The 24914-nt window shown below is 30.4% G+C and carries 22 protein-coding genes and 2 pseudogenes; 14 read left to right on the forward strand and 10 right to left on the reverse strand.

Annotated elements, in window-relative coordinates; all coding sequences use genetic code 11:
- The first annotated feature begins 389 nt into the window (after positions 1–389).
- The 5 genes from N456_RS25125 (at position 390) to N456_RS07485 (ending at position 4246) form a co-directional block, all read left to right on the forward strand.
- On the forward strand, positions 390–515 hold the full coding sequence (locus tag N456_RS25125) for a hypothetical protein (protein WP_262482814.1): 126 nt from the start codon (positions 390–392) through the stop codon (positions 513–515).
- Positions 512–1558: a DNA cytosine methyltransferase gene (locus tag N456_RS07470; RefSeq protein ID WP_062055503.1), complete on the forward strand. Its 1047-nt coding sequence runs from the start codon at positions 512–514 to the stop codon at positions 1556–1558. The genes N456_RS25125 and N456_RS07470 overlap by 4 nt, the downstream gene beginning before the upstream one ends.
- On the forward strand, positions 1555–2397 hold the full coding sequence (locus N456_RS07475; RefSeq protein ID WP_082422474.1) for an NgoPII family restriction endonuclease: 843 nt from the start codon (positions 1555–1557) through the stop codon (positions 2395–2397). Before N456_RS07470 ends, N456_RS07475 begins: the two co-directional genes overlap by 4 nt.
- Before the next feature lie 408 nt (positions 2398–2805).
- Positions 2806–3621, forward strand: coding sequence for an alpha/beta hydrolase (locus N456_RS07480; RefSeq protein WP_062055505.1), 816 nt, complete (start codon positions 2806–2808; stop codon positions 3619–3621).
- Between the two features lie 4 nt (positions 3622–3625).
- The gene (locus N456_RS07485; protein WP_062055507.1) at positions 3626–4246 is read left to right on the forward strand and encodes a hypothetical protein; all 621 of its coding nucleotides are present in this window, start codon (positions 3626–3628) and stop codon (positions 4244–4246) included.
- Between the two features lie 46 nt (positions 4247–4292).
- Here N456_RS07485 and N456_RS07490 read toward each other — a convergent pair whose 3' ends face one another.
- The 3 genes from N456_RS07490 to N456_RS07500 form a co-directional block, all read right to left on the reverse strand.
- Positions 4293–5192, reverse strand: coding sequence for a LytTR family DNA-binding domain-containing protein (locus tag N456_RS07490; protein ID WP_062055508.1), 900 nt, complete (start codon positions 5190–5192; stop codon positions 4293–4295).
- A 203-nt stretch (positions 5193–5395) separates the two neighbouring features.
- A complete protein-coding gene (locus N456_RS07495; RefSeq protein ID WP_062055510.1) occupies positions 5396–6472 on the reverse strand; it encodes a DUF418 domain-containing protein in 1077 nt (358 codons plus the stop codon).
- A 186-nt stretch (positions 6473–6658) separates the two neighbouring features.
- A complete protein-coding gene (locus N456_RS07500; RefSeq protein ID WP_062055512.1) occupies positions 6659–7528 on the reverse strand; it encodes an AraC family transcriptional regulator in 870 nt (289 codons plus the stop codon).
- A gap of 145 nt (positions 7529–7673) precedes the next feature.
- Between N456_RS07500 and N456_RS07505 the strand changes: the two genes are divergently transcribed.
- The 6 genes and pseudogenes from N456_RS07505 to N456_RS25520 form a co-directional block, all read left to right on the forward strand.
- Positions 7674–8084: a hypothetical protein gene (locus N456_RS07505; protein WP_062055514.1), complete on the forward strand. Its 411-nt coding sequence runs from the start codon at positions 7674–7676 to the stop codon at positions 8082–8084.
- Positions 8077–8667: a hypothetical protein gene (locus N456_RS07510; protein WP_062055516.1), complete on the forward strand. Its 591-nt coding sequence runs from the start codon at positions 8077–8079 to the stop codon at positions 8665–8667. Before N456_RS07505 ends, N456_RS07510 begins: the two co-directional genes overlap by 8 nt.
- Before the next feature lie 870 nt (positions 8668–9537).
- Positions 9538–11904, forward strand: coding sequence for an outer membrane beta-barrel family protein (locus N456_RS07515; protein WP_062055518.1), 2367 nt, complete (start codon positions 9538–9540; stop codon positions 11902–11904).
- A gap of 94 nt (positions 11905–11998) precedes the next feature.
- Positions 11999–13027, forward strand: coding sequence for a sensor histidine kinase (locus N456_RS07520; protein WP_062055520.1), 1029 nt, complete (start codon positions 11999–12001; stop codon positions 13025–13027).
- Complete coding sequence (locus tag N456_RS07525; protein ID WP_062055522.1) at positions 13024–13767, forward strand: LytR/AlgR family response regulator transcription factor; 744 nt, start codon at positions 13024–13026, stop codon at positions 13765–13767. Before N456_RS07520 ends, N456_RS07525 begins: the two co-directional genes overlap by 4 nt.
- 15 nt (positions 13768–13782) lie before the next feature.
- Positions 13783–13924: pseudogene (locus N456_RS25520) on the forward strand (transposase); the annotation flags it as partial.
- Here the strand turns inward: N456_RS25520 and N456_RS25380 are convergent.
- A pseudogene (locus N456_RS25380) lies at positions 13914–14027 on the reverse strand (AraC family transcriptional regulator); the annotation flags it as partial. The pseudogenes N456_RS25520 and N456_RS25380 overlap by 11 nt on opposite strands.
- A gap of 189 nt (positions 14028–14216) precedes the next feature.
- Positions 14217–14819, reverse strand: coding sequence for an SPOR domain-containing protein (locus tag N456_RS07530; RefSeq protein ID WP_062055524.1), 603 nt, complete (start codon positions 14817–14819; stop codon positions 14217–14219).
- Positions 14820–15015: 196 nt separating this feature from the next.
- Between N456_RS07530 and N456_RS07535 the strand changes: the two genes are divergently transcribed.
- The gene (locus N456_RS07535) at positions 15016–16758 is read left to right on the forward strand and encodes an alkaline phosphatase D family protein (RefSeq protein WP_062055526.1); all 1743 of its coding nucleotides are present in this window, start codon (positions 15016–15018) and stop codon (positions 16756–16758) included.
- An 88-nt stretch (positions 16759–16846) separates the two neighbouring features.
- On the opposite strand, the gene N456_RS07540 is transcribed toward N456_RS07535, so the two are convergent.
- The 5 genes from N456_RS07540 to N456_RS07560 all read right to left on the reverse strand — a co-directional run bounded on the left by N456_RS07540 (position 16847) and on the right by N456_RS07560 (position 22940).
- Positions 16847–18433, reverse strand: a complete 1587-nt coding sequence (locus N456_RS07540; RefSeq protein WP_148639231.1) for a hypothetical protein — start codon at positions 18431–18433, stop codon at positions 16847–16849.
- 116 nt (positions 18434–18549) lie between these two features.
- Positions 18550–20241 carry a lysine--tRNA ligase gene (gene lysS, locus N456_RS07545; protein WP_062055530.1) on the reverse strand — a complete coding sequence of 564 codons (1692 nt, stop codon included), beginning with the start codon at positions 20239–20241 and terminating at the stop codon, positions 18550–18552.
- 71 nt (positions 20242–20312) lie between these two features.
- Positions 20313–21209, reverse strand: a complete 897-nt coding sequence (locus tag N456_RS07550; RefSeq protein ID WP_148639232.1) for a hypothetical protein — start codon at positions 21207–21209, stop codon at positions 20313–20315.
- A gap of 80 nt (positions 21210–21289) precedes the next feature.
- Complete coding sequence (locus N456_RS07555) at positions 21290–21769, reverse strand: DUF1573 domain-containing protein (RefSeq protein WP_062055534.1); 480 nt, start codon at positions 21767–21769, stop codon at positions 21290–21292.
- 103 nt (positions 21770–21872) lie between these two features.
- Positions 21873–22940 carry a response regulator transcription factor gene (locus N456_RS07560; RefSeq protein WP_062055536.1) on the reverse strand — a complete coding sequence of 356 codons (1068 nt, stop codon included), beginning with the start codon at positions 22938–22940 and terminating at the stop codon, positions 21873–21875.
- A gap of 113 nt (positions 22941–23053) precedes the next feature.
- On the opposite strand from N456_RS07560, the gene N456_RS25525 reads away from it, so the two are divergent.
- Together N456_RS25525 and N456_RS07565 are read left to right on the forward strand one after the other, a co-directional pair.
- Positions 23054–23209 carry a YqaE/Pmp3 family membrane protein gene (locus N456_RS25525; RefSeq protein ID WP_082422475.1) on the forward strand — a complete coding sequence of 52 codons (156 nt, stop codon included), beginning with the start codon at positions 23054–23056 and terminating at the stop codon, positions 23207–23209.
- A 90-nt stretch (positions 23210–23299) separates the two neighbouring features.
- Entirely contained in the window at positions 23300–24889 is a 1590-nt protein-coding gene (locus N456_RS07565) for a S41 family peptidase (protein ID WP_062055538.1), read from the forward strand.
- Positions 24890–24914 lie beyond the last annotated feature (25 nt).

The following is a 24914-nucleotide window of genomic DNA, read 5'->3' on the forward strand; positions in this document are numbered from 1 at the left end:
AAACTGTCTTAAATATCTGTCCGAATAAAGGTAGCAACTCCAAACCAAAAAGCCACTACACATTCAAGCACATTTCATTTTGCTCGTACCTCACAAAATAAAAAAAGCTTTCACTTCCCTACCACCATCCGAAAATAAATTGAATTATTTACAGGAAATTTAAAATGATTTTCTAAGTTTGTCAAAAAATGACAAGTCTTATGAAAACCACATTTGGAGAATACATAAGGGAATTAAGATTAGAAAATAATCTTACATTGACTCAATTGGCAGCTAAACTAAATTTGGACTCGGCAAATTTGAGCAAAATTTAAAATGATAAAAGAGATTTTGACAAAAAACGAATTCCTCTTTTATCGGAGATATTTGAAATCAGTTCAGATGAAATAATGAACGAGTATGTTTCTGACCAAATTGGAAAATCAATATACGAATACAACTGCTCAAAACAACTACTTAAAGTTGCCGAAGAAAAAGCAGAATATAGAAGAACGATAAAGGAAAAAGCATTATGAAAGTAGTATCATTTTTTGCAGGAGCAGGTGGATTAGATTTAGGCTTTGAAAAAGCAGGATTTGACGTGATTTGGGCGAACGAATACGATAAAGAGATTTGGGAAACCTACGAAAAGAATCACAAAAACACCATTTTAGATAAAAGAAGTATTGTAAATATACCTGCAAATGAAGTTCCTGATTGTGATGGAATTATTGGAGGTCCACCTTGTCAAAGTTGGAGTGAAGCAGGTGCTGCAAGAGGAATTAAAGACAAAAGAGGACAACTTTTTTACGATTTCATACGAATTTTAGAAGAAAAGCAACCAAAATTCTTTTTAGCTGAAAATGTAAGTGGAATGCTTATTTCCAAACACACAGAAGCATTAGAGGGAATAAAGGAACTCTTTAGAAACGCAGGAGTTGGTTACGAGCTTTCATTTAAAATGATTAATTCTTGTCATTACAACGTGCCACAAGACAGAAAGCGTGTTTTCTTTATCGGTATAAGAAAAGATTTGGGATTTAAGTACGAGTTTCCGACAGAAACTTTTTCAAAAATTGACCTAAGAACAGCAATTGGAGATTTACAAGAAGGTGTTCTACCTGCTCAAGAATATAACAATACAAATGGAGACAAATGCTCAATACCAAATCACGAATATATGATTGGTAGTTTTTCTTCGATTTTTATGTCAAGAAATAGAGTTAGAGCTTGGGACGAACAATCTTTTACTATTCAAGCAGGAGGACGACACGCACCAATTCACCCACAAGCACCAAAAATGAAGTTTATTGAGCAAAATAAACGAATTTTTGTTCCAGAAAAAGAATATTTATACAGACGTTTAAGCGTTAGAGAATGTGCAAGAATCCAAACTTTTCCGGACAATTTCATATTTCATTACAAAAAAATTGCAGCAGGCTATAAAATGATTGGAAATGCTGTTCCTGTTAATATGGCTAAGTTTTTAGCAGAAAGCATTAAAAATCAAATAAAAAATAATGAATTAGTGAAGAAAATTAAGGGAAAACAAAGTAAAAGAGAATTACAAACAGTATGACCAATATATTAGAAGCAATTTATAATATCGTATCATTTCCAGAAAACAAATTGAAATCTATCTATTCGGGTAGAAATAGAGCAAATAGTATGGGTGATGCATTAGAAAATTATATTAAAGATTCTTTTGCCAATACTTTTCAAACCAAAGACGAAAAAGTCAGAATGAAAATCTTCAATCAAAAGTTTTCTTGGTTGGGTTCACAAAACAATCCACCTGACATAATGATTAAAGATGGTGACGCAATTGAGGTTAAGAAAGCACAAAGTGCTAGAAGCAGTTTAGCATTAAACAGTTCTTATCCGAAAGCTGACATTCATTCTGATAGCCCAATGATAACAAAAGAGTGTAAAGAATGTGAAAATTGGACTACCAAAGATTTGATTTATTGTGTTGGACACACAACGGACTCTGAATTGAAATCACTTTGGCTAATTTATGGTAACATTTATGCTGCAAAACACGAAACATATCAAAGAATTAAAAACACAATTTCAGACGGAATTAAAACGATTCCAGATGTTGTGTTTTCAGAAACAAAAGAACTTGGAAGAGTAAACAAAGTTGACCCTTTAGGAATTACAAATCTAAGAATTAGAGGAATGTGGCAAATTGAAAATCCTCGAAAAGTGTTTAATTATTTACACAAAGCAGGAAAAAATGAATTTGAGATTGTTTGTATCATACCTGCTTCAAAATATGATTCATTCCCAACTGAAAGCAAGCAGAAAATAGAGTCAATTACGGACAAGAAGTTTACAATCGAAAATGTTGAAGTAAAAGACCCGAATAATCCTGCGAAACTAATTGATTGTAAGTTAATAAAGTATTTGAAATAGCCAGCGCATTGTTCAAGCACATTGCAGTCTTCGTTCCTGTGGCTGCAAAGAGTTTTCACGCCCAATGCTAACAGAATGAAAAAAAGCCAGCAAGGTAATCGAGTAGACGGCTCTCCCCATGATTGAGGAGAGTGCGCCCCTCAACACCTTACGTACAGGTCTCGGATACGGCGGTTCACCAAATCGAAGTTTGCTTTTTATTTAAATACTCTATCATAGGGATATATCCTTTTATTTTTGAATTTAGATACAGTTACGTATATCTTCTTTGAGGTATCTCAATATTTTTTAAAGCCATTTTATCACAAAAGAGTGACATTTCATACCACGACTCCTTCTATATGTGATCAATAACGATTGTAAAAATAGTTTTGTGGCATATTAACATATCAAATACAAAAAATTATTATGGAAAAAAGTATCCAGAATTCTATCCGATTTCTGTTTTTAATTATTGGCTTAGTAAGCCTGAACAGTTGCGAAAAAGAAAATCTTTCTGCTATAGAAAATAATCGACCTTTTTATATTACATCAGACTTTACTAATACAAAATATAGTATTAATGTCTTGTATCCTCCTTCCTATAATTCTTCGAATAGCTATCGCACAATTTATATGCTAGATGGGGATGATTATTTTAAAGAAGCTGCGGATGTTATTGTAGCATCAAATAAAGAAAATATTATTCTTATAGGAATAGGATATGCTGATAAAAACAGGAGAGGAACAGATTACTCTTATCCTAAAGATATTGATTTTCCCAGTGCCTCGGGTGGAGCAAAAGAATTTATCAATTTCATAAACCAAGAACTGATCCCTCATATTGAGAATAAAATTGGGATTGAAAGTAGTGATAGAACATTATTTGGTCATTCTTTAGGCGGGTATCTTGCTTTATACATAACATTTCAACAAGGTCAATTAAACCCTTTTGATAATATTATTGCTGCAAGCTCTAATTTTATGTGGTATAATGCATATTTATTTGATTTAGAACAGCAATACTTCGACACACAGAACACCCTAAATAAGAGTCTATATATTACAGTGGGGGATTTAGAGGGGGCTTCTATCAATCTTTTTTTTAATGCTTTTAAGCATCGAATAAATGAGAGATCTTACTCTGGTTTAATAGTCAATTATGAGCGGTTAAAAAACATTTCTCACCGAAACAGTCCTATCATCTCTTTTAAGAAAGGGGTATCAGTACTATTATCAATATAATATTATGAAAAACTATTTAATAGTACTCTCATTCGTTCTTGCTTTGCCTGTTTTAGCTCAAGAAAAAAAAGAAAATACGTTATCAGAACAAAAACAATGGAAAATAGAATTGTTATATACTCATGATCTCCTTAATACTAGTTATGGAAAAAATTATGGGTTTATATTTAAAGGAAAATTAGCATATTTATATCGTAAACACATTACGTTATTATATGGTGCTGCTTTTCAAAATAGTTATATCTCAGAAACGGATAACCTGTTTACTGACTATGTAGATGGGTATACCAGAGACATCGGATTGTATGCTATTGTTGATATCATCTACTATCCTTTGAATAAGAAAAAACTATATCTATCTCTAGAACCTTTTATAGGGGTAACACATCTAAAATCCAAAGGAACATTAAAAATCCCTAAACATTCAATATCTGAAAAGTATAAAAACAATTATGCATATTTTAATTATGGTCTTACTCAGTCTCTTGGTTATAAAATCAATACGATTAACATCAGTGGATTTGCATGGCTTTCTTTAAAAGGATTCTTAGATAATGGAAGAAATAGACCTGCTGATTTTGACTCTAGGTTTTTTATTGGTATGGGAGTCGGTTATACTTTCTAAAAAAATATAAAAAAACATTAATCAAAAAAAGTGTAATCATACTGGGTTACACTTTTTTGACACTAAAAGCTTCTTTAAATTCTTGAAATTTATTTCTTGATACAGGAACCTTATGAGGAACCCCTTCGAAACTAATCCGATAATTTCTAGCATTTCCCGAAGTATTACTAATATTTCTGATATTAATAACGTAAGACCGATGGGTACTAATGATAAATGGATAATCGCTAAGTGCTTCTTCAAGTTTTTGAATCGTAAGTCGGTATGGTTTAAATTTTGCGTTACTTGATTCTTTTGTAAAAACATCTATATAATTCCCTTCTGATTTAGCAAATAAAAAAGTATTCACATCTAGTTCTAGTACTTCATTTTTATTATTGGTCTGTATATTTATAGTATCTGATATTTCATTCTCCTTAGGTATAATCCTAGATTTAAGATGTTCGTTATACAGGGATACTTTTTTTAAGTTTTCTTTTAAAAGAATTGTATAATTAATCCAAATAAGAAGAAACGCAGGAACAATACCGAGAATAACAACATATAACGATGCGTTTAAAAAACGAAGCAAAATGTTGCCTGATGGTTCTTTGATTAATATAACAGACATCGTATTATTAAATATAGCGATTGCAAAAAAGAGTGAAACGATTAAAAGACACTCTTTTCCTATTGTCCAGTTTTCTTTTAAATCAGGTTTAAAAAATAACCGTGGTATAATTTCTATGACTAAAAGAATGCTAAAAAAAGTTGTTAGTCCAGCAAATGCACAGAGAAGGGATTTTGAAAATTCATAATCTGTGTTCATACCATTTTCATTTACTGTTAGTAAATTAACACCATAAACCATAACTCCTAATACAGTAGCAACTATTAAGTTTCTTTGGAGATGAAATAAGTACGGATACGGCTTATTTATAATTTGGGAAATATAATATCGAGACATTAAGAATTATATTTTTAGTACTCAAATGTACTATTTTTAGAAGGTCGTGACAACTTCCTAAATTATTAATTTTGGTTAAAGTGAGGCGTAAGTTTCAATAAAGCGGATATTTTAATTTTTAACACTACCCATATACCAGATTTTTTTATGAAAAAATTATGGAGTTTATCTAAATAGTTAAATGAAGTAGCTTGTTTTAATTTTTATGCTGTTAGTTTTCGCATAACCCATTCTAGTGGACCAGATTTTTTATATTTTCTCCAGATTATTGCAAATAGTATACAGAACAGACTAAATACTAATGCATAAACTACTGAAAACTCAATAGAGTATTTTCCCATCTTAGAAGGATTTAGTATTTCGACAATACCCATTCCGATAATAACGTGAGCGACATAAAAAGTTAATGCTAGTTGCCCAGTTTTATTCAATCCATTAATTATAATAGTATTTTCATATCGTCTAGCAATCCATATACAGGCCGAAATTATAGTAAAAGCAATTGTTATTCCAGTAAACATATATATTGGTAATGGTGGCATGGGATCGGTTCCTACTACCTCAACTAATTCTTTAGTTGTTTCTTGATCTCCTTCTGATAGAAATGAAATAGCTAAATAAGATGAGTATTGAATAAGCACAAAAATAAAGAAAGAAATCCAAAATATTTTCTTCACAACTTTTTCATTATGTAAATCTTGTTTTCCCAACCAATAGCCAAATAGCATAAATGCTGCCCAAGGTATCACAGGGTGAAAACCATTAAAGAATAGGTTTTTTATAAACCCTTTAATAGTCCAAAAATCTTGATAATCTAGGGTACTAAAATCCCAACCAATTTCGTAATCCCAAAACATCATTAATATTGGATAGATTAGAATTAATACAATTCCAGAAGTCAAAAAAATGTTTTCTTTGCGCCTTAAAAGTAAAATTACAATTACCATATAAACACTATAAAAGTGTAAAATATCTGCTGGCCAAATGGCGATATAAGAGATTCCAATAATGAATAAAAACAATGCTCTTTTGGCTATTATATTGCGAATAATTTTCAATTTCTCATGATCATCATTCTTAATAGCTGAATTTGTCATAAGAGCAAGTCCAACACCTGCTAATACCACAAAAGTAGCTGCTGATTTTCCTTCAAATATATTTGCAAAAGATTGTACCCAACTTCTTCCATCTTCTCCAAAAACTACTTTGAAATTAACGATAACCATACCGATTACAGCAAATGCTCTGGCAACATCAATTCCAATTATTCTTTTTTTCATAAAAGCAATTCTTATTTTTAAGTAATGCTGTTAGTACTAATTCTTAGATGGAATTACCTACTAAAATCATTTCTTTTTATACTATAAAATATATCAATAGCGCTACGATCTCTAAATTTTCTTTTTTGTCTGAATCAAATTATTTTTGATTCAATTTTCGGTAATTTCATTTGAGAAATGGTATACTCATAATATTGGGATATAAATTTCAGTAATCAATTCATCTGGTGGAGTATTCGTTTCGTCGTTTAAGTAAAACTCTAAAGTTGGTTTATCTGCTAGTTCCAATTGTATATCAGTAAGCCAATACGCATATATTTTATGATACGTATCTTCACTAGATTCATGACTCCCCTTATGAATAAATTTTGCATATTTCCCTTGTTCTATAATTTTACTATTAAAAAGTCCTTCTGTCTTAATCTCTTTATTATCTTCTAATATAATAGCTGCATTATACCTGCACCTTAAGCTATCTGTTATTTCTTCATCATCTAATATTTCGCCTAGTACAGTTGTTTTTTCATTTAATACATTCTTTTTAATTGCATACATAGTCAATTGTTCCCAAGTTTCTTTAATTGCTTTAATGTTATCATAGTTTCCATAATAGGTTAAGTAAAGTACTTTAAAACTAGGCAATTCTTCTATTGTAAAATCAGGTTTTTTTGATTTGTTTCGGTTAAAATCTTTTGTTATTTTTTTAATACTATTTTGTTTAAACTCATGTGAGTTCCTAAAAACAGAAGGAGAACATTTAAAATGCTTTTTAAATGCTTTACTAAATGATGAAACCTCACGATACCCTATATCATATGCAATATCAGCTATAGAATAATTAGAAAATTTTAAATACTCGGCTGCTTTTTCTAAACGCAATCTTTTTTGATAGTACCCTATAGTCTCTTGATGTAGTGCTAAAAATATTCTGTTGCTATTTCTGTAGGAATAAAAAACCGTATTTTCAATGTCCTTAACAGTTATCTCTTCTTTGAATTTATCATCTAATAAACGTAATAATTTTTTATATCTGTTTAAATGAGTTTGGTTTTCCATAACTAGTGATTCCTTAGTGCAATTTAATATATCTATAGGATAGTTACTTGTCCTTTTTGGACAACTTTACCTTAAACCATTTTGTCCAAAAAGGATAAACAACTAGGCTTATATCAATACTACTTTTGTAAAAAAAATAATTGGTATGACAACAATACTATCAAAATCGATTTTATACATCGTCTTTCTTTTATTAGGTTTTTTTCAAAGTATTAATGCTCAAATAATCAATAAAAAAGACGTCGTTAATCACTGGAAACTTAATAAATATAGTATCAACTCCAAGAACTATTCTCCACCAAAAAAAGATGCCGGAGATTATCTTTTATTTACTAATGATATGTCTTTTACAACAGTTTTTGAAGGAGTAAAAGAGTTTGGAGAATGGAACTTAAACCCTAAAAAAGGAATCATCTATTTACATGAAAATAAAGATGATAAGAATCCATTGAAACTATATATACAGAAACTGACTTCTAATAGTCTTATCATTCGTTTAGATATTTTTATGCTTAGAAAAATAGACTTTCATTATACCGCTAAAAAAAATGATTAAAACGATACTGCTACTACTCCTAGGCTTATTTTTCTTTAGCTTTAATGGGATTGCTCAAGAAAAGGTGCTTTGGGAAAAGAATAATGAAATTCCTGTTTTGGAAACTGATTCTAAAGACAATTGGGTCAACTTACTTACCTACAAAAAATCGTTTAGTAAGTATCGAGAAAATTGGTCTGTCACATATACAGGGTTCGAAGACATTGATGATGATCTAATCATACCGTTTACACTATCATATGGACATAATAAAATTAGAAAAGAGCTCTTAGGTAAACTAGGTTATAAATCAGTCGAAACCTTTGCATTAGGCTTTGGTATGAATGGATATCTAAAGATGTATCCAGGTATTTATCTGGGTGTTGGAGTTGGGCTTTCTCCAGGAATGGAATCGACAACTAGAATAAATAATGATAAAAATAGATACTTTTTTATTGGTGCCGATTTTAAACAAGGACTTAGGTTTATTCCATGGCATGAATTCGGAATTGTGATCGGAGTAGAATTCTTCCAAAAACTCCAAACATCAAAGGTGTATTCATCAGAAATCGGATGGTCTATTGAAGTGGGAGTAAATTTTTAACAGATAACAACCATAGTCAACAGCAGGGTAATAGTTCGCTGCTAACTTCTAATTTTAAAAAAGCAACCGCGGAATTATGAATAACTAGTCTAACTTTATTCTTTTAGCATAAACTACCTATAGCTTATTAAATAAGCTTACCAAATTTTTAAAAGTGAAACAAGTGGCTTAAAAATTTTGTTCAAAAATTATTAAGTAGCCATATCAATAAAAAAGTAAAAAGTGGTGTAGCAACCTCCAATTTAGCTAAATCCAAAAAAAACCTTTTTATAAACTCTTTAGATTCGATATAAAGGTCTTTGAAATAGCATATGATATAGAATAAAGAAAGCCCCATAAAGAGACTTGAAAATATTTTTTTAAATAAATTATGGATTTGTGCAACAGTTACTCTTGTTGTGGTGCATTATTCTTTGTTTTTAGTGCTCTTTTTGATATGATTAAGCACTCATTTATGAATTCTGTGAATGACAAAATCAGACGATGATTTCCAGTATTGTTGTGACAAAATATCAAGTTCATACTAAGTTGTTCCTCCCATTTCCGTTTGATTGTCCAATAGTTTATTTAGTTAAAAAGGTCCATTTCCCATTATTCGATTTGTAACTGAGATACGAACCCAAGCAAACAGATAGAACCAAAATAGGCAAAGCCATTGCTATACAAATAAGCCCTTCTATAGTCCAATCAATATAATTCTAGGAGTTAAAAAAGTAAGCTGCTAACAGTTTATTTTTAGCAATATTGTCGAAGGTCTTTTTTATTTCCCCTAATTCATTTCATTTTTTCCTCAATTCATTGCATAGTTATTTCAAAAACTACATTCTCAAAATACTTTTGAAGTGTTATTAATTTTGAATCACTATTATTATGAGAACCATAGCAACACTTTTATTCACTTTTATTTGTTCAATTAGTTTTGGACAAAATTTTACAGGAAAAATAATTGATAAACAAAACCTACCTATTTCATTTGCTAACATTGTAGCAAAAGACAAAACGGATAATTCACTAATTACAGGTACAATTTCTGATGAAAATGGTGCGTTTTCTATCAATCCAATTAAAGAAGACATATATTTAGAAATTAGTTTTGTTGGATTTACCACCAAAAAAATATATCCCATTGAACCTATCATCGGAACAATCATTTTAGAGGAAGAAGGAAAACAACTACAAGAAGTAGTAATTACTGCTCGTAAAAAACTCATTCAACAAAAAGTAGATAGATTAGTTTTTAACGTAGAAAATACAGTTGCTGGTACTGGTGGAACCGCGCTTGATGCACTAAAAGCTACACCAAGTATAAATGTAGATACTGACAAGTTAGCCATTGTAGGAAAAGGAACTGTACGAGTACTAGTTAATGATAGAATTATACAATTATCAGGCAATGAATTAAATGCTTATTTGAATACTATCGCATCCGATGATATTAAAAATATTGAAGTTATTACCACACCACCCTCAAAATACGATGCTGAAGGCAATAGTGGACTTATTAATATTGTTCTAAAAAAATCAAAAGAAAATAGCTGGAATAATCAAATAAGAACGTCTTACACGCAAGCAACATATCCATTATTTAACTTTGGAAACACATTTAACTATAATAAAAACAAAGTAAGTTTAATTGCTTCGTTAAATGGAACCAAAGGACATACAGCTCAGTTTAATCAATTTGATATTGTTTATCCATCAGCTTCAACCGTATCAAATCTTGATATGAAAAATAAAGAAAACATGATTTCAGGTAGGTTAGGATTCGATTACAATTTAACAAATAATGCTACTGTAGGAGTTTTATACACAGGTTCGTTTGAAAATAAAGGAATAAAAGATGGAGGAAGAACACTGATAAATGATGGTAATGGAACGTACACAATTAATGAAGGTAATGCAGACACGAAAAACAAAAATCATTCAATAAATGCTCATTACATTCAACAATTAGATACGCTTGGTAGAAAATTATCTATTGACGTTGATTACTTTAATTTCAATAATTCTTCTAATAGAGGTTTTAGCAGTGAACAATTTATTACAGACCAAAGTTATTTTGAAGCAGAAAATAGCACCAATCAAAACATTAAAAATTATAGTGGAAGAATAGATATGGAACACCCAAGCAAGTGGGGTAATTTTTCTTACGGAGTTAAAACCACAATTACAAAAACAGATAGCGATGTAGCATTTTACAATACTACTACAAGTACACCAATTTTTGACCCAACCCAAAGTAATGAGTTTATGTATTCTGAGAATATTAATGCAATATATGCAGATCTGTCTAAACCATTAGGTAAAAAATGGCAAACAAAAATCGGACTTCGTTTTGAAAACACTCGAACAAAAGGAGTTTCAGAAACAAACAATCAAACCGATACCAATTCATATAACAAACTATTTCCATCAGTATTTTTAGGGTACAATCCTAGTAGAAAAAACATGTTTAATTTAAGTTATAGTAGAAGAATTCAACGTCCTAGTTTTGAGCGTTTAAATCCGTTTCGTTTTTATATTAACCCTATTTCGTATCAAGAAGGAAACCCGTTTTTAAAACCACAAATTTCTGAGAATTTAGAATTAAAGCACATTTACAAAGGAAAACTCATTAGTAAAGCATTTGTAAGTTATGTAGATAATGGATATTTCAATATTATTAAAGCAGAAGATGGAGCGCAACAAAGAATAGTAGTAACATTTGACAATTTTTATACAGCTTATAATTATGGGTTAACCGAAACTTTTATATACAATCCAACAAAATGGTGGAATACAATAACTCAAGCAACGGTATCAAAAATGGACACACAATACAAAGATGGATTTAATTTAGACGCAGAATTAGTAAGCGGATGGAATTTTCAATTGTATAACCGCAATACATTCCATTTAAACAAAGCAAAAACAATACAAGCAGAAACCACGCTTATTTACGCTTCGCCACAAAAATTGATGTATTTTTCAATATCTGAAATGGTGAGTCTAGACCTAGGATTAAAATTTTCGTTACTAGACAAAAAACTAAATTGTACAGTAGCCGTAAACGATATTTTAAAACGTAAGGCAACGAGTGTAAACACCAAAACTAACGGAATAGACCAAACATACTATAATTATTTCGATACCCGAAGTGTGAAGATTGGTCTAAACTATAGCTTTGGTAACAAAAAAATAAAAGTTAAGAAACGTAATTCTGGAAACGAAGAAGAACAAAACAGAGCAAAAAAATAACCAACCTACAATATGGCTGTTTAAAGAATTAGAGATTTTAAACAGCCTTGTTTTAAACTAAAAATGTATTTTGTACATCTAAAATTATAAAGAAGTGAAGGTCTTCAATAAAAAAATAAATCTAAAACAAGTTTTAATAGTAACTGCACTATTGTTACTAGGGAATGCTGGTAAAATTTATCTTTTACATAACGTACGAACTAAAAGTGATATTGATTTTTATGACTATTTCGACCACGTTTCTGTTTTTCTATTCTCTGCAGTTTCGGTAATATCAGTATTAGCTTCTTGGAAAGTCATTAATAGAATAGACACGACAAATACAATTCTAAAATTTGTAAAGGTTTATATTTTGTCTTTTTTATTATTTGTTATCGCTGGTGTTATTATTGATTATGTTCTTTTAGGTATTATAATGAACAATAATGAATATGATTTTATGATTAGATTTATGAACACGATGTCAGTTGCTTTTATACTTGTTGATATTTTTGCGCTTACTTCTGCATTTTTATATTTCAGACAATCCCAAAAAACCACATTAGAATTAGAGCAAACCGAAAAAGAAAAAGCAACGTTACAATCGCAAATGCTACAAAAGAATTTAGAACCTCATTTTTTATTCAATAATTTGAGTGTTTTATCAGGATTAGCAAGAAAAAAACCAGAACAGATAGAAGGTTTTATCGATGACTTTTCGGATGTATACCGCTACTATTTAAAGCACGGAAAAAAACAAATGGTGGAGTTAAAAGATGAACTGTCATTTTTAATTAGCTATATGAATTTAATGGAAAAACGCTTTGGAAATACGTATCAGATTAAAAATAGTATCGAAAATACAGATGGTTTTATCATTCCGTGTTCGTTACAGTTGTGTGTAGAAAATGCGATAAAGCATAATAAAGGGAGTGAAGAAAATCCGTTATTGATTTCGCTTTCATTGAAAGAGAATACCATTGTGATAAAAAATAAGCTTAATAAAGTAGATTTTACGCTCGGAACAGGAACGGGAAACGATTATCTCAAACGTCAATATCAACTCAATTTTAACAAAGATGTTATTTTTACAGAAACGAATACTGAATTTATTGTTGAAATCCCTTTAATTTCAGAAATATGAAAGTACTAATTATAGAAGACGAAGCCATAAACATCGAAATCATTACGGATCATATCCTTCGATATAACGACAACATCGAAATTGTAACTTCATTACAAAGCAAAGAAGAAGTAGAAAAATGGTATCAAAACAATGAACAAGTAGATTTGGTATTTTCTGATATTGAGTTGTTAGACGGAAATGTGTTTTCTCTATTGAAAACGAATATTATAAAATCTCCAATTATTTTTACAACCGCCTATAACACCTTTTACCAAGATGCTTTTGATGTAAACGGAATAGCTTATTTACTAAAACCCATCAGCTATACCAAGTTTAGTAAAGCAATGGAAAAGTTTGAAAGCCTACAGAACAAAGAGATAAATTGGAAGAAAATATCAGAAACCATTCATGGATTAAACAACAATTACAAAGAACGGATCATTGTAAAAACCAAAACAGAAATAAAAATTGTAAGCACCAAAAATACAGGAGCAATTTTATCTAATTCAGGAAAATGTATTGCGATTGATGAAAGCGGAAAAGAAAATGAGTTTCGCTACAAGTTATCCGATTTAATAAAAGAGTTAAACCCAAAAGAGTTTTTTCAAATTAATCGTGGTGAAATTGTAAATATTAATTTCATCGAAAAAATTGAGCCTTACTTTGGAGACAGATTAGCAATTTCAATCAAAAACTACAAACAACATTTAATTACAAGCGCATCTGCAACAAGCGAATTTAGAAAATGGATTGAGTAAAAAAGCTAGCAACCCCAAAGTACAGTCGAACCTCTTTTTGGTACGCTTACTCAGTTTATAAGGCTTAGAAAAATTAATACTCTAGGCATACAACAAGCCAATAAGGTGATGCATTTTATCTGCTATTGCCTATAACTCGAAAAAATACTTGAAATTTTCTCTTTGGCTTTTTCAATTAACTTATTCTGAATGTGTTGTTGAGAGCTTTGTCCGCTAATTATTTTTAATATGCTACTTAGATAATTAGAAGAGAGGTTTAATTTTTATTCTCTTCTCCAATTTCTCTAAAAAAGCATTGTGTTTACATAGTGTGTATGCCCAGCATGGGCATCTTTTATTTACTGAAGTTAAATAATTAATCTATAGGGTACAAGTTCCTTATGTACAGAAATTAGTAAGTCGCAAGCTGATTTACCTAAAGGGTATATAGTGAAGGAAGCGAGACTCCATTACCATGCTTCTTCAATTTTTAGACGACTTCCATTTTTATAAGAGGCTATAAAAGCACTTTTAAAACCTAACCGTACTAATTCTCTACGAAAAACCTTTGCTTCATCTAGTTTTTTAAAATTTCCTAAAGCATATTTATTATATCCTTCACTTTTAATTTCTTTAAAATTGACAAAATTTTTAGAATATAATGAGAGGTCTTTACTTTCAAAAGCTCCAATTTGTACCGCATATATTACCTGACCAGCAATAGAACCAGATGATCCAGTATGAGTACCATCTACTTCTTGATTCATAGAAAGATTCTGAACTGTTTCTTCTAACGTAGCAATTTTAGTATCTCGTTTGGTAATCTCAGATTTGTGTTTTTTCCGAGTAACCATGTTTTCGGGAGTATTAAAACTCATAAAATACACAGTTCCTGCAACTCCTAATAATGCTATAATACCTAATATAATGGTAGCGATTTTAAATTTCTGAGATTTTTCTTGCTCATCTTTTACAGCTTTGCTACGAGTATAATCTGCTGTACGTTTAGCTTCTTCAGCATTTTCTATTTGGTCTTTATAGTTTTGTAATTCTTCGTCGGTTATGAAAGGCATAGGTTTATATTTTAGATATTCAAATATACTAGATTCTTATAAAAATTCAATGTTTTGTGAGTTTTAGCAGTATTAGCTTCAGTATTACTGATTTTTATGGTGGTTTTAGCATACGAATAGTAAGGTTTTTTTAATGCATGCATAACATTTACTTTTAAAACAAAAAATACTTTTGTTACATCTTAAAAATCATGTAATGAATAGAAGAAAATTTTTTGAAAAGTCACTTTTAGCAACAGGAGGATTAATGTTGGCGCCAATATACATAAGTTGTAATGATGATGATAAGCTAATAGATGAGATACCTAGTTTGACCAAAGGTAATTTTTTAGAAGGTGTAGCAAGTTTTGATCCTACAAGTTCTAGTGTTATTATTTGGACAAGGTATACACCTAGTAGTGATCTTAATAAACAAGATAATAGTAGTGTGAGTTGGCAAATAGCTAGTGATAAAAGTTTTAAGAATGTAGTCCGAAGTGGTAAATTTTTAACATCTTCTAGTAGAGATTATACAGTTGCTATTAATGTTCAGGATTTAGAATCTAATAGCAAATTTTATTACAGATTTTTTGATTTAGAAACAAAAAAAGTATCAGTCATAGGGGAGACCATTACTTTGCCAAAAATAGGGGATACTGTCACTGATGTAAAGCTAGCGGTATGCTCATGCGCTAATTATGCAGCAGGATTATTTAATGTATATGGGGCTATGGCTAAGTCTGATGCGGATGTGATCATACATCTCGGAGATTATATCTATGAATATGGAGAAGGGGAGTATGGAACAAATGAAAATACAGTAGCCTTAGATAGAGTACATAGTCCTAAGCACGAAATCGTAACATTAGAAGATTACCGAAATAGATATAAACAATATAGAAGAGATGAGCAATTACAATTAGCACATCAGAAAAAACCGTTTATATGTGTATGGGATGATCATGAGATATCTAATGATGCTTATAAAGACGGTGCAGACAATCATCAATCTAGCGAGGGGTCTTATGAGACAAGAAAGCAGATAGCAATACAAGTATATAGTGAGTTTTTACCTATCAAATCAGCAGATCCTGCTAAGATATACAGGTCTTTTGATTTTGGGTCAATACTTAGCCTCCATATGTTAGATACTAGAATTATAGGTAGAGATAAGCAATTGTCATATAATGATTTTTTAAATCCTAGTACAGGGCAATTAGATGCTGTTGCTTTTCAGGCATCTTTACAAGATCCTAATAGGAGTTTACTTGGATCAGATCAATTAAATTGGTTGTCAGGAGCAGTTTCTGGAAGTGGAGCTTCTTGGCAAGTACTCGGTCAACAAGTATTGATGGGTAAAATGTTTATGCCAGCAGAGCTATTAATTCTTTTAGGAACCATTGTTGCAGAAATTAGTGCTAAAGGAACACTTTCTGAAAAAACGGCTACTGCTTTTAAAACAACATTAACAGAGCTGACCACAATAAAAGGAAGACTACTTGCAGGAGATACTACACTAACAGCAACAGAAATGACTAGAGTAAAAACAGTGGTGCCTTATAATCTCGATGCTTGGGATGGGTATTTTGTAGAGCGAGAACAACTTTTTGGAGCATTAAAAGGTAAGAAGATTGTATGTCTTGCAGGCGATACTCATAATGCTTGGCATAGTACTTTAAAAAATCTAAAAGGAGAAGAAGTAGGAGTAGAGTTTGCTACCTCTTCAGTAAGCTCTCCTGGATTAGAACAATATGTAGGTTTAGAACCACAGGCAGTAGCAGGTTTTGAACAATCGTTACAACTATTGATAGATGATTTAACATATACAGATGCTTCTAATAGAGGATATCTAAAAGTAATATTTACGGCAGGTGCTGCCGAGGCGCAATGGAATGTAATTGATACCATTGCCCAAGAAGGTTATACCGAAACTGTAAGAAATACAGTCTCGTATAGTTAGAATTGTTTAAGGGTAAAAACGCGACCATTATAATTGGTCGCGTTTTTTTATATGTATATAAGCTATATGAATGCTATATAATAGATTATTATTCAGCAGCACATTTTGCTAACTCCTTACAGAAAGAGAGTAAACTATCTTGATTATTTTTATACTCTTTGTTACTCACCTTTTCTAGTACCGAAGGGCAACCTTCTGCAAATTTGGTAAGATTCTTTTTGAAACCAAAAACAAAACCTGTTGACTGTGTAGATTTACCTTTATCACTTCCTTTAGGCAGCATAACTAACTCACTTTTATTAAATAAGTATAGATTAATTTTATCAGACTCATATAGTACTTTACAAAGTTTGTCAGTAGCCCCTTCTAATGCTTGTGCAACATCTAGAGCTCCGGATTTAATAGAAGATTCTTTGAATCTAATATTTTTATAATGTAATCCATCTACAAAAAGAAGTTCTTTACATTTTTTGGCACTTCTGGATCGGGTTCCAACAAGCGTACCATTAGTATCATACTCTACAGTTTTTAGACTATATGCTATATTAGCAATATCACTTGTTTTGATATCTACTAGGATTGTATCATTTGCTTTAGTTATTAGGTATGCTTTATTTACTTCAATATCTTCAGATGGTTTTTTTTCTTCTTTTTCTTCTTCTTCATCAGGGATATTACTAATATCCTCAGTAAGAACTTGCATATGCCTAGTTTTGGTTTTATTAATTGCTAAAGATTTACTTAATCTATCTGCATAACGAATAAAGTTTTTACCATCAGACTTATCATAATTATTTTCAATTAATTTTAGAGCATACTCTTTTACTTTTTCAGGCATGTCTAAATAAAAATAGATATTAGCGATATTATAGTAACTAGCATATTTTACTTTTCTCATTTTGCGCTTAGTACCTTCATAGTTAGGTATTATACTATTAAAGTATTCTATAATAGGCATTACTTCTTTTTTGATTTCATCTATTGGTTGATCATACTTCATTTTTTCAAAAGCTACTTTTAGTTTATTGTAAGCTTCATGATGTTTCTGATATTCAGGATGTTTTTTAGAACCAAGAATCCATAAGTACTCATAAGAAGTTGTAAAAGGTACATATCCGTATCTTTTATTTAAATATGATTTTATATTGTTTCTAATATCGCTTTTGTGCTGAGAACTATAGTTATTTTTGATATCATATTTATTGTTTTTATAATGGCTCTCTGCTTTGTAATAACTATTAAATTCTTTACTCTGATAGGCACTAGAGCTTTTAAAACTTTTATCAAAACTTTGTCCATTATCAGCATTGATAATATGTATAGATGCAGATGATGATATAGAAGATTTTGCTTTATAAGTATACCATGTTGATATCACTTTTCCATCGTCATCTTTCTTCTCGTGAGTAATCTTTTCTATATTAACTTCACTAGATCTAGATCCATTATATTTATAAGTAATATCTAATGTTCCTGGAGATTTTACTTTAGAAAAACCCGAAATTCTAATACTACTACTATTAGTAGAATAGGTTCTTTTTGTATTATCTAAGATCGGTTTTGATGGAAGTTTTACATAAGAAACAGTAAAAGTCTCTTTGTCTAAATCAGTACTTTGTGCAGATGATAGTGTACAAAATAATAATGCTAATTGTAATAGTAGCAGTTTTTTCATAAAAAATAGGGGTTTTTGATTTGGCGCAAATATAGTTAAATAAATGTTAAGCATCACTCATGCAAAAACGCAGCTATATTAGCTGCGTTTTTATAGATATTATGTGGATGTAAGAATTATTCTGTAACCTCTACAAGAAGGCTGTCTTCAGTCTTAGTAACTTTTGTTAACCCTAATTTAGAAAGCCCTTTCATTCCTTTATCCCAGGCTTTGTTACTTAATCCAGTAGCACTTTTTAGATCTGCAAGTGCCATACTTTTTTCTTTTTTAAGAATCTCAAAAATTGCTTTTTCATTATCATTAAGTTCTACTTGCTTTTTTTCTGGTCTCATCTGTGGAAAGAATAATACCTCTTGGATTGATTGATTATTGGTTAAGAACATAATAAGTCTATCCATACCTATTCCTAATCCAGAAGTAGGAGGCATACCATACTCTAGAGCACGTAAAAAATCATAATCAATAAATTCTCCAGCCTCATCATCTCCTCGTTCTGCTAATTTTAATTGCGCTTCAAAACGTTCTCTTTGATCAATAGGATCGTTTAACTCAGAATATGCATTAGCAATTTCTTTACCGCACACCATAAGCTCAAAACGTTCTGTTAACTCAGGATTATCTCTGTGTTGTTTGCATAAAGGAGACATTTCTTTTGGGTAATCAGTAATAAAAGTAGGTTGGATATAATTGCCTTCGCATTTTTCACCAAAAATCTCATCAATTAATTTTCCTTTTCCCATAGTATCATCTACTTCGATCCCCATTCCTTTAGCAGCTTCTCTTATCTGATCTTCAGTTTTTTCATTAATATCAAAACCTGTAAAGTGTTGTATAGAATCAGCCATCGTGATACGAGCATATGGTGCCTTGAAATCTACATTATGTTCTCCAAAAGTAGCTTTTGTAGTTCCATTTACTGCTAGAGCACAATGTTCTAATAATTTCTCTGTAAACTCCATCATCCAATTGTAGTCTTTATAGGCTACATAAATCTCCATAGCTGTAAACTCAGGATTATGAGTACGATCCATCCCTTCATTACGGAAATTTTTTGAAAACTCATATACCCCATCAAAACCACCAACAATTAGTCGTTTTAGATATAACTCATTAGCAATACGCATATATAAAGGAATATCTAATGCATTATGGTGTGTCATAAACGGTCTTGCAGCAGCACCTCCAGGAATTGATTGTAGGATTGGTGTCTCTACCTCAAAATATCCTGAATCATTAAAAAACTGACGCATAGCACTAAATAGTTTAGTACGTTTAACGAATACATCTTTTACATGTGGATTTACTACTAGATCGGCATAACGTTGGCGGTATCGTAATTCTGGATCATTAAACTCATCATAGACTACGCCATCCTTTTCTTTTGGTAATGGTAATGGTTTTAAAGATTTACTCAATACTGTAAACTCTTTTACTAATACAGTTTTTTCACCAACCTGAGTTGTAAAAAGCTCTCCTTTGACACCTATAAAATCACCAATATCTAGTAATTTTTTATATACCTCATTATATGCTGTCTTATCCTCTCCTGTACAGATTTCATCTCTATTAAAATAAACTTGTATACGACCATCGGCATCTTGTAATTCTGCAAAAGAGGCTTTACCTTGTATTCTTCTAGACATTAACCTACCAGCAATAACAACCTTCTTGTTTTCTTCAAAATCATTCTTTATATGTTTAGAAGTATGGCTTACTGGGTATAAGGCAGCCGGATAAGGATCAATACCTAGATTACGCAAAGCGCTTAATTTCTCTCTTCTTACAAGTTCTTGTTCTGATAATTGCATGGATTCGTCATTTTAAAGGCACAAAAGTAGCCTATTTGAAGAATTTAAAGAAAGGTCTGCATAAAAAACTTTTATTCTAGATCGGGTAGCATACTTAATTCATTAATCTTATTTTGTATTTCTGCGGTATCAGCATACTCTAATGATTTTTTATAATATTTAATTGCATTTATAGTATCCTTATTATATAGGTATTTATCTGCAAGATTTATATAAGTAGTCGCATCTTTAGAGAATAATAATGTGTTTATACTTAATACGGTTATAGCTTCTTCTATTTTATGAGCATAAAAAAGCACATTAGCATATGTATTTAGTTCATACTTGTTTTCTGTTTGATTGTGTAATTGTCGTACTATTTTCTTAGCATTTTTGGATACATATGAAGCTCCTTTTGTAGAAAGAATATTATCCATAAAAATTACGGATGTATAATTAGGAGTATAGTTTTTAGAAAAAATAGCAAGTATGTCTTCTTCTAAGGTCTTTTTTGGAGACTCTACAATACGATTTACTTCTTTTCCATTCTTATAAAAGAGTATACTAGGTACCCTATGTATATTTAAACCTTCATGCTCACCTCCAGGACTTTGCTTGTAAGCTTCCTTACTTCGATCTACAGCAATAGTAGTTAGACGATCTAGAGAGAAATTGCTACTATCTAATATTTTATATAGTCTAGGAACCTCGCGTTTACTATCTCCACACCAAGTACCCATAAAGAGTGTAATGGTGTATTCTGATAAATGAGCTTTTAAAGAATCGATACTACCCTGTTTAGGAGTATATTGTTCATAGTTACTTGTAAACCAATTATTATATGAGCCTTGTGTTAAACCTTCTTTATTGATTTTTCCAAGAAGAATAGGAGAGGCTTCTTTTGTGTTGTTTTCATGATTAAAGGATTGTGAAAAGAGAGTATATATAGATAAAATTATTGTTATGATAAAACAGATGATTGTTTTCATAATTAAGTTTTTTTTAAAAAGAAATGTAGATACGATCTTCTCCATGATTAGAGAAGATCGTTTTTTTAAATAATGAAGATTTATTTACTTACAGGTATACCACTTGTTGTTTTAGTTTTGGGAGTAACCATAGCTTTAATTTTAAGTATTTCCTTACCTTTTTCAGTATTAGCAGTGATGGTTACTTGCTTGTTCTGTAGGTTAGGTTTACCATTAGAATTAAATGAAACTAAAAGTTCACCAGTAGCTCCTGGAGCAATAGGCTCTTTAGACCATTTAGAAACAGTACATCCACAGCTACCTTTAGCATTAAGAATAACTAAAGGTACTTCTCCAGTATTGGTAAAAGTAAACTTATGGTTTACGATATCCCCTTCGTTAATAGTTCCAAAATCATGATTAGTTTCTGTAAACTTCATCACTGCATAGTTAGAAATATTAATATTGTGTTCAGTAGTGCTTTTTAGATTTTCTGCACTTGCTTTTTTAGGAGTGTTATCAGCACAAGAAACCATAGTTATCATACATACACTAGCTAAAAATAAAATTGATTTTTTCATGTTTTTATAATTTTGATTATCTCTTCCAAAAATCAAAATATAAGTGAATAAAATCAATGTTATAGGGTTTGAAAAGAGGACTAGACCCTAGGTGGATTTTTAGTTACTGTTTGATATATAATGATTTAACTTCGACTCGTGAGCGTACATTTAGTTTTTTGTACAAATTATTAATGTGCGTTTTTATAGTGCTAATACTTACAAACATGATGGAAGCAATCTCTTTATTAGTTTTATCTTCTAGAATAAGATCTAATACTTTTTGTTCTTGTTGAGTAAGACTTTTTTCTATAGTTTTACGAAGTAGATTTTTGTTTTTAAGGCGTTTTTGATATTGAAAAATGTTTAAAACAATAGAGCAAATCAATAGCAATATAACAATCCATAACCAGATTGTTTTTGACGAAGTAACTTTAGAATTGATTAGGAATTTATCAGAAGCTAATTCTGCTTCATATTGATTGGTATATGTACTATTGGGATATCTTTCTTGTAATCGTTTTAAGAGTTGATTATAATAAGTGTTTTTTTGCAAATCCTCTAGGTAGTAGGGGTATAAATTATTCGCTTTATCGGATAAGAATGTATGTACATACAGCTCTATGAGTGGTTCGTTTTGATGTATTGCAAATTGTTGTAAAGTAGTAACCCATTTTTTTGTATTGATCTTACGATTAGTTGTGCTTCTATAAGAGGCAAAAGCAAAACGCATTTCATCAATAATAGAATCCACTTTGATAAAAGCATTACTTTTTTCATTAGTAGAAATGATGGTACAAAACATCTCATTATCAAAAGAAAAAGGTAATGTAATTGTATCAGTGTTAGTAGCAATAAATAAGATTTCTTTACTATCAGGGCAAACCCCATTAAAATGAATCTGCTTTTCTGTCTGCCCAGAACAGCCTTCTGTATGAATTCTATACATATGATTCTGTAGAGGGAGGTTATCACCAGAAAAGCTAAAATATCCAGTAGAATCACTGACCGTTTTTTGAATAATTTGCTCTGGATATATACCCGATAGTTGTCTGTAATCTTCAATTAAAGATAAGTAGATATCTCCAGACCAATTTTTGTTATCAGCATATCCCGAAAACTCATATTGTGCAAGTAATATTTTGGGAAGTATCAACAAAATGAAGTAGATGATAAAAGATGATGGTTTCATAAATTTATAAAAACTGGCTAGAAATATAGAAAATAATTTTAAGAGAATAGTGTAACATAATAAAATTATTACCTACATATAAGTATAATTTTTAATTTTATTAAAGAACATATATGAGTATTTGGAGAGTTTTATTAGCTATTTTTTTTCCACCATTAGCAATATTAGATAAGGGTTGTGGATCTGTTTTAATAGTTTTTTTATTAACGATTTGCGGTTGGATTCCTGGAGTGATAGCAGCATTAATTATATTGAATAATCCAAAATAAGATATATACTTCAGATAAGGAAGATTATTTTAATAAGAATATGATTATTATGGCATAAATTTAGCCTCAAAAAAAATAAACTCATTTTTTATGATTAAAAAGGTAATAATATGCTCAGTATTAACCTTGTTAATAAGTTGTTCTTCTATAAAAAAACATAATCAACAGATAGAAAAACTACACAATGCAGATGAAATACACGAAGATATTGATTATGCATATCATAAATTACAGAGATTACATCCAGATTTATATTGGTATATCAGTAAAGACTCATTAGACAAAAAAATAAACGCATTAAAGGCAATTATACAAAAACCAATATCAAGTATAGAATTCTACAAACAATTATCTCCTGTAATAGCAAGTATACGACAAGGACATACCGCTATTTATCCACCCTATAAAAAGCAAACAAAAAAAGAAAAAAGAGAAAAAGGAAAGAGAAGTTTTTCTTTTAAACCACTAAGTTTTCAAAGAAGCGGAGATAGGCTTTTTATTAAAAAAAATTATGGAAAGGATAGTACTCTCATTGCAGGAACAGAACTACTAACTATAGAAGGTGAAAAAGTCAGTGATTTATTAAATTATTTTAAAGAATTACCTACTGGAGATGGATATAATACCACTTTTGTTCCAGAATATGTAAGCCGTGGTTTTGGTTATTTTTATACAAAAACACATCCTAGAAAAGATAGTCTATCTATTACAGTAAAAACAAGAGATAAGATATATACTCACTATCTCTGTGCTAGCTATAGTAAACAAAAAAAGAAAAGTAAAAAAGAAAAAGATACAGTAAGGATTACAAAAGAAAAACCAAATAAATTAGAAATAAAGAATAGAAAGCAACAAGAAAAAATAACACGTAAGGAACATAAAAAACGAGGATTTAATGCTTATAAAAAAGAGTATAATAGGAATTTTAGATTTATACGATCCGATAGTGCCTCTACAGTAGCGTATATGCATATACGAAGTTTTACAAAAGGAAATTTTAAAAAATTCTATAAAGAAAGCTTTTCAAAAATAGACGCTGCAAATTGTGAAAATCTTATTATAGATTTAAGAGATAACCTAGGGGGTAGAATATCAGAAATCGACGAACTCTATTCTTATTTGACGGATAAAGAATATGTTTTTATAGAAAATGCAAAAATGACAAAGCGTTTAAGTTTCTTATACCCGTTTTTTCATAGTGATTCTTGGTTAGAAAAAACAGTAGCAACACTCTTTTCTCCGATAGTAATGACATATCAGATGTTTAAAGTCAAAAAAGAAAATGGAGCTCCACACTATAAGTTTAAATATAGTAAACTACGAAAGAACAAGGAAAATTTTTATAAAGGCAAAATTTATGTGCTGATTAATGGAATGAGTTTTTCTGCAAGTAGTATTTTATCAACACATCTAAAAGCAAACAAACGAGCTATTTTTGTAGGAGAAGAAACAGGAGGAGCATATAATGGTACTATTGCAGGAATTTTCACAAAATTAGAACTCCCTAATTCTAAAGTAAAAATGAGAGTAGGGTTAATGAAGATTAATACACCATACACAAAACAGCCAGATGGTTATGGGATTATGCCAGATGTGTATGTAAAAAACAATACAGAGAAAGATACAGCGTTAGAGTGGATACTACAAGATGTAAATAAGTTACACAATAAAAACCTTTAGAACAACTATTATAGTGTAGATATTC

This window comes from Aquimarina longa SW024 (assembly GCF_001401755.1).
GTDB classification, from domain to species: domain Bacteria; phylum Bacteroidota; class Bacteroidia; order Flavobacteriales; family Flavobacteriaceae; genus Aquimarina; species Aquimarina longa.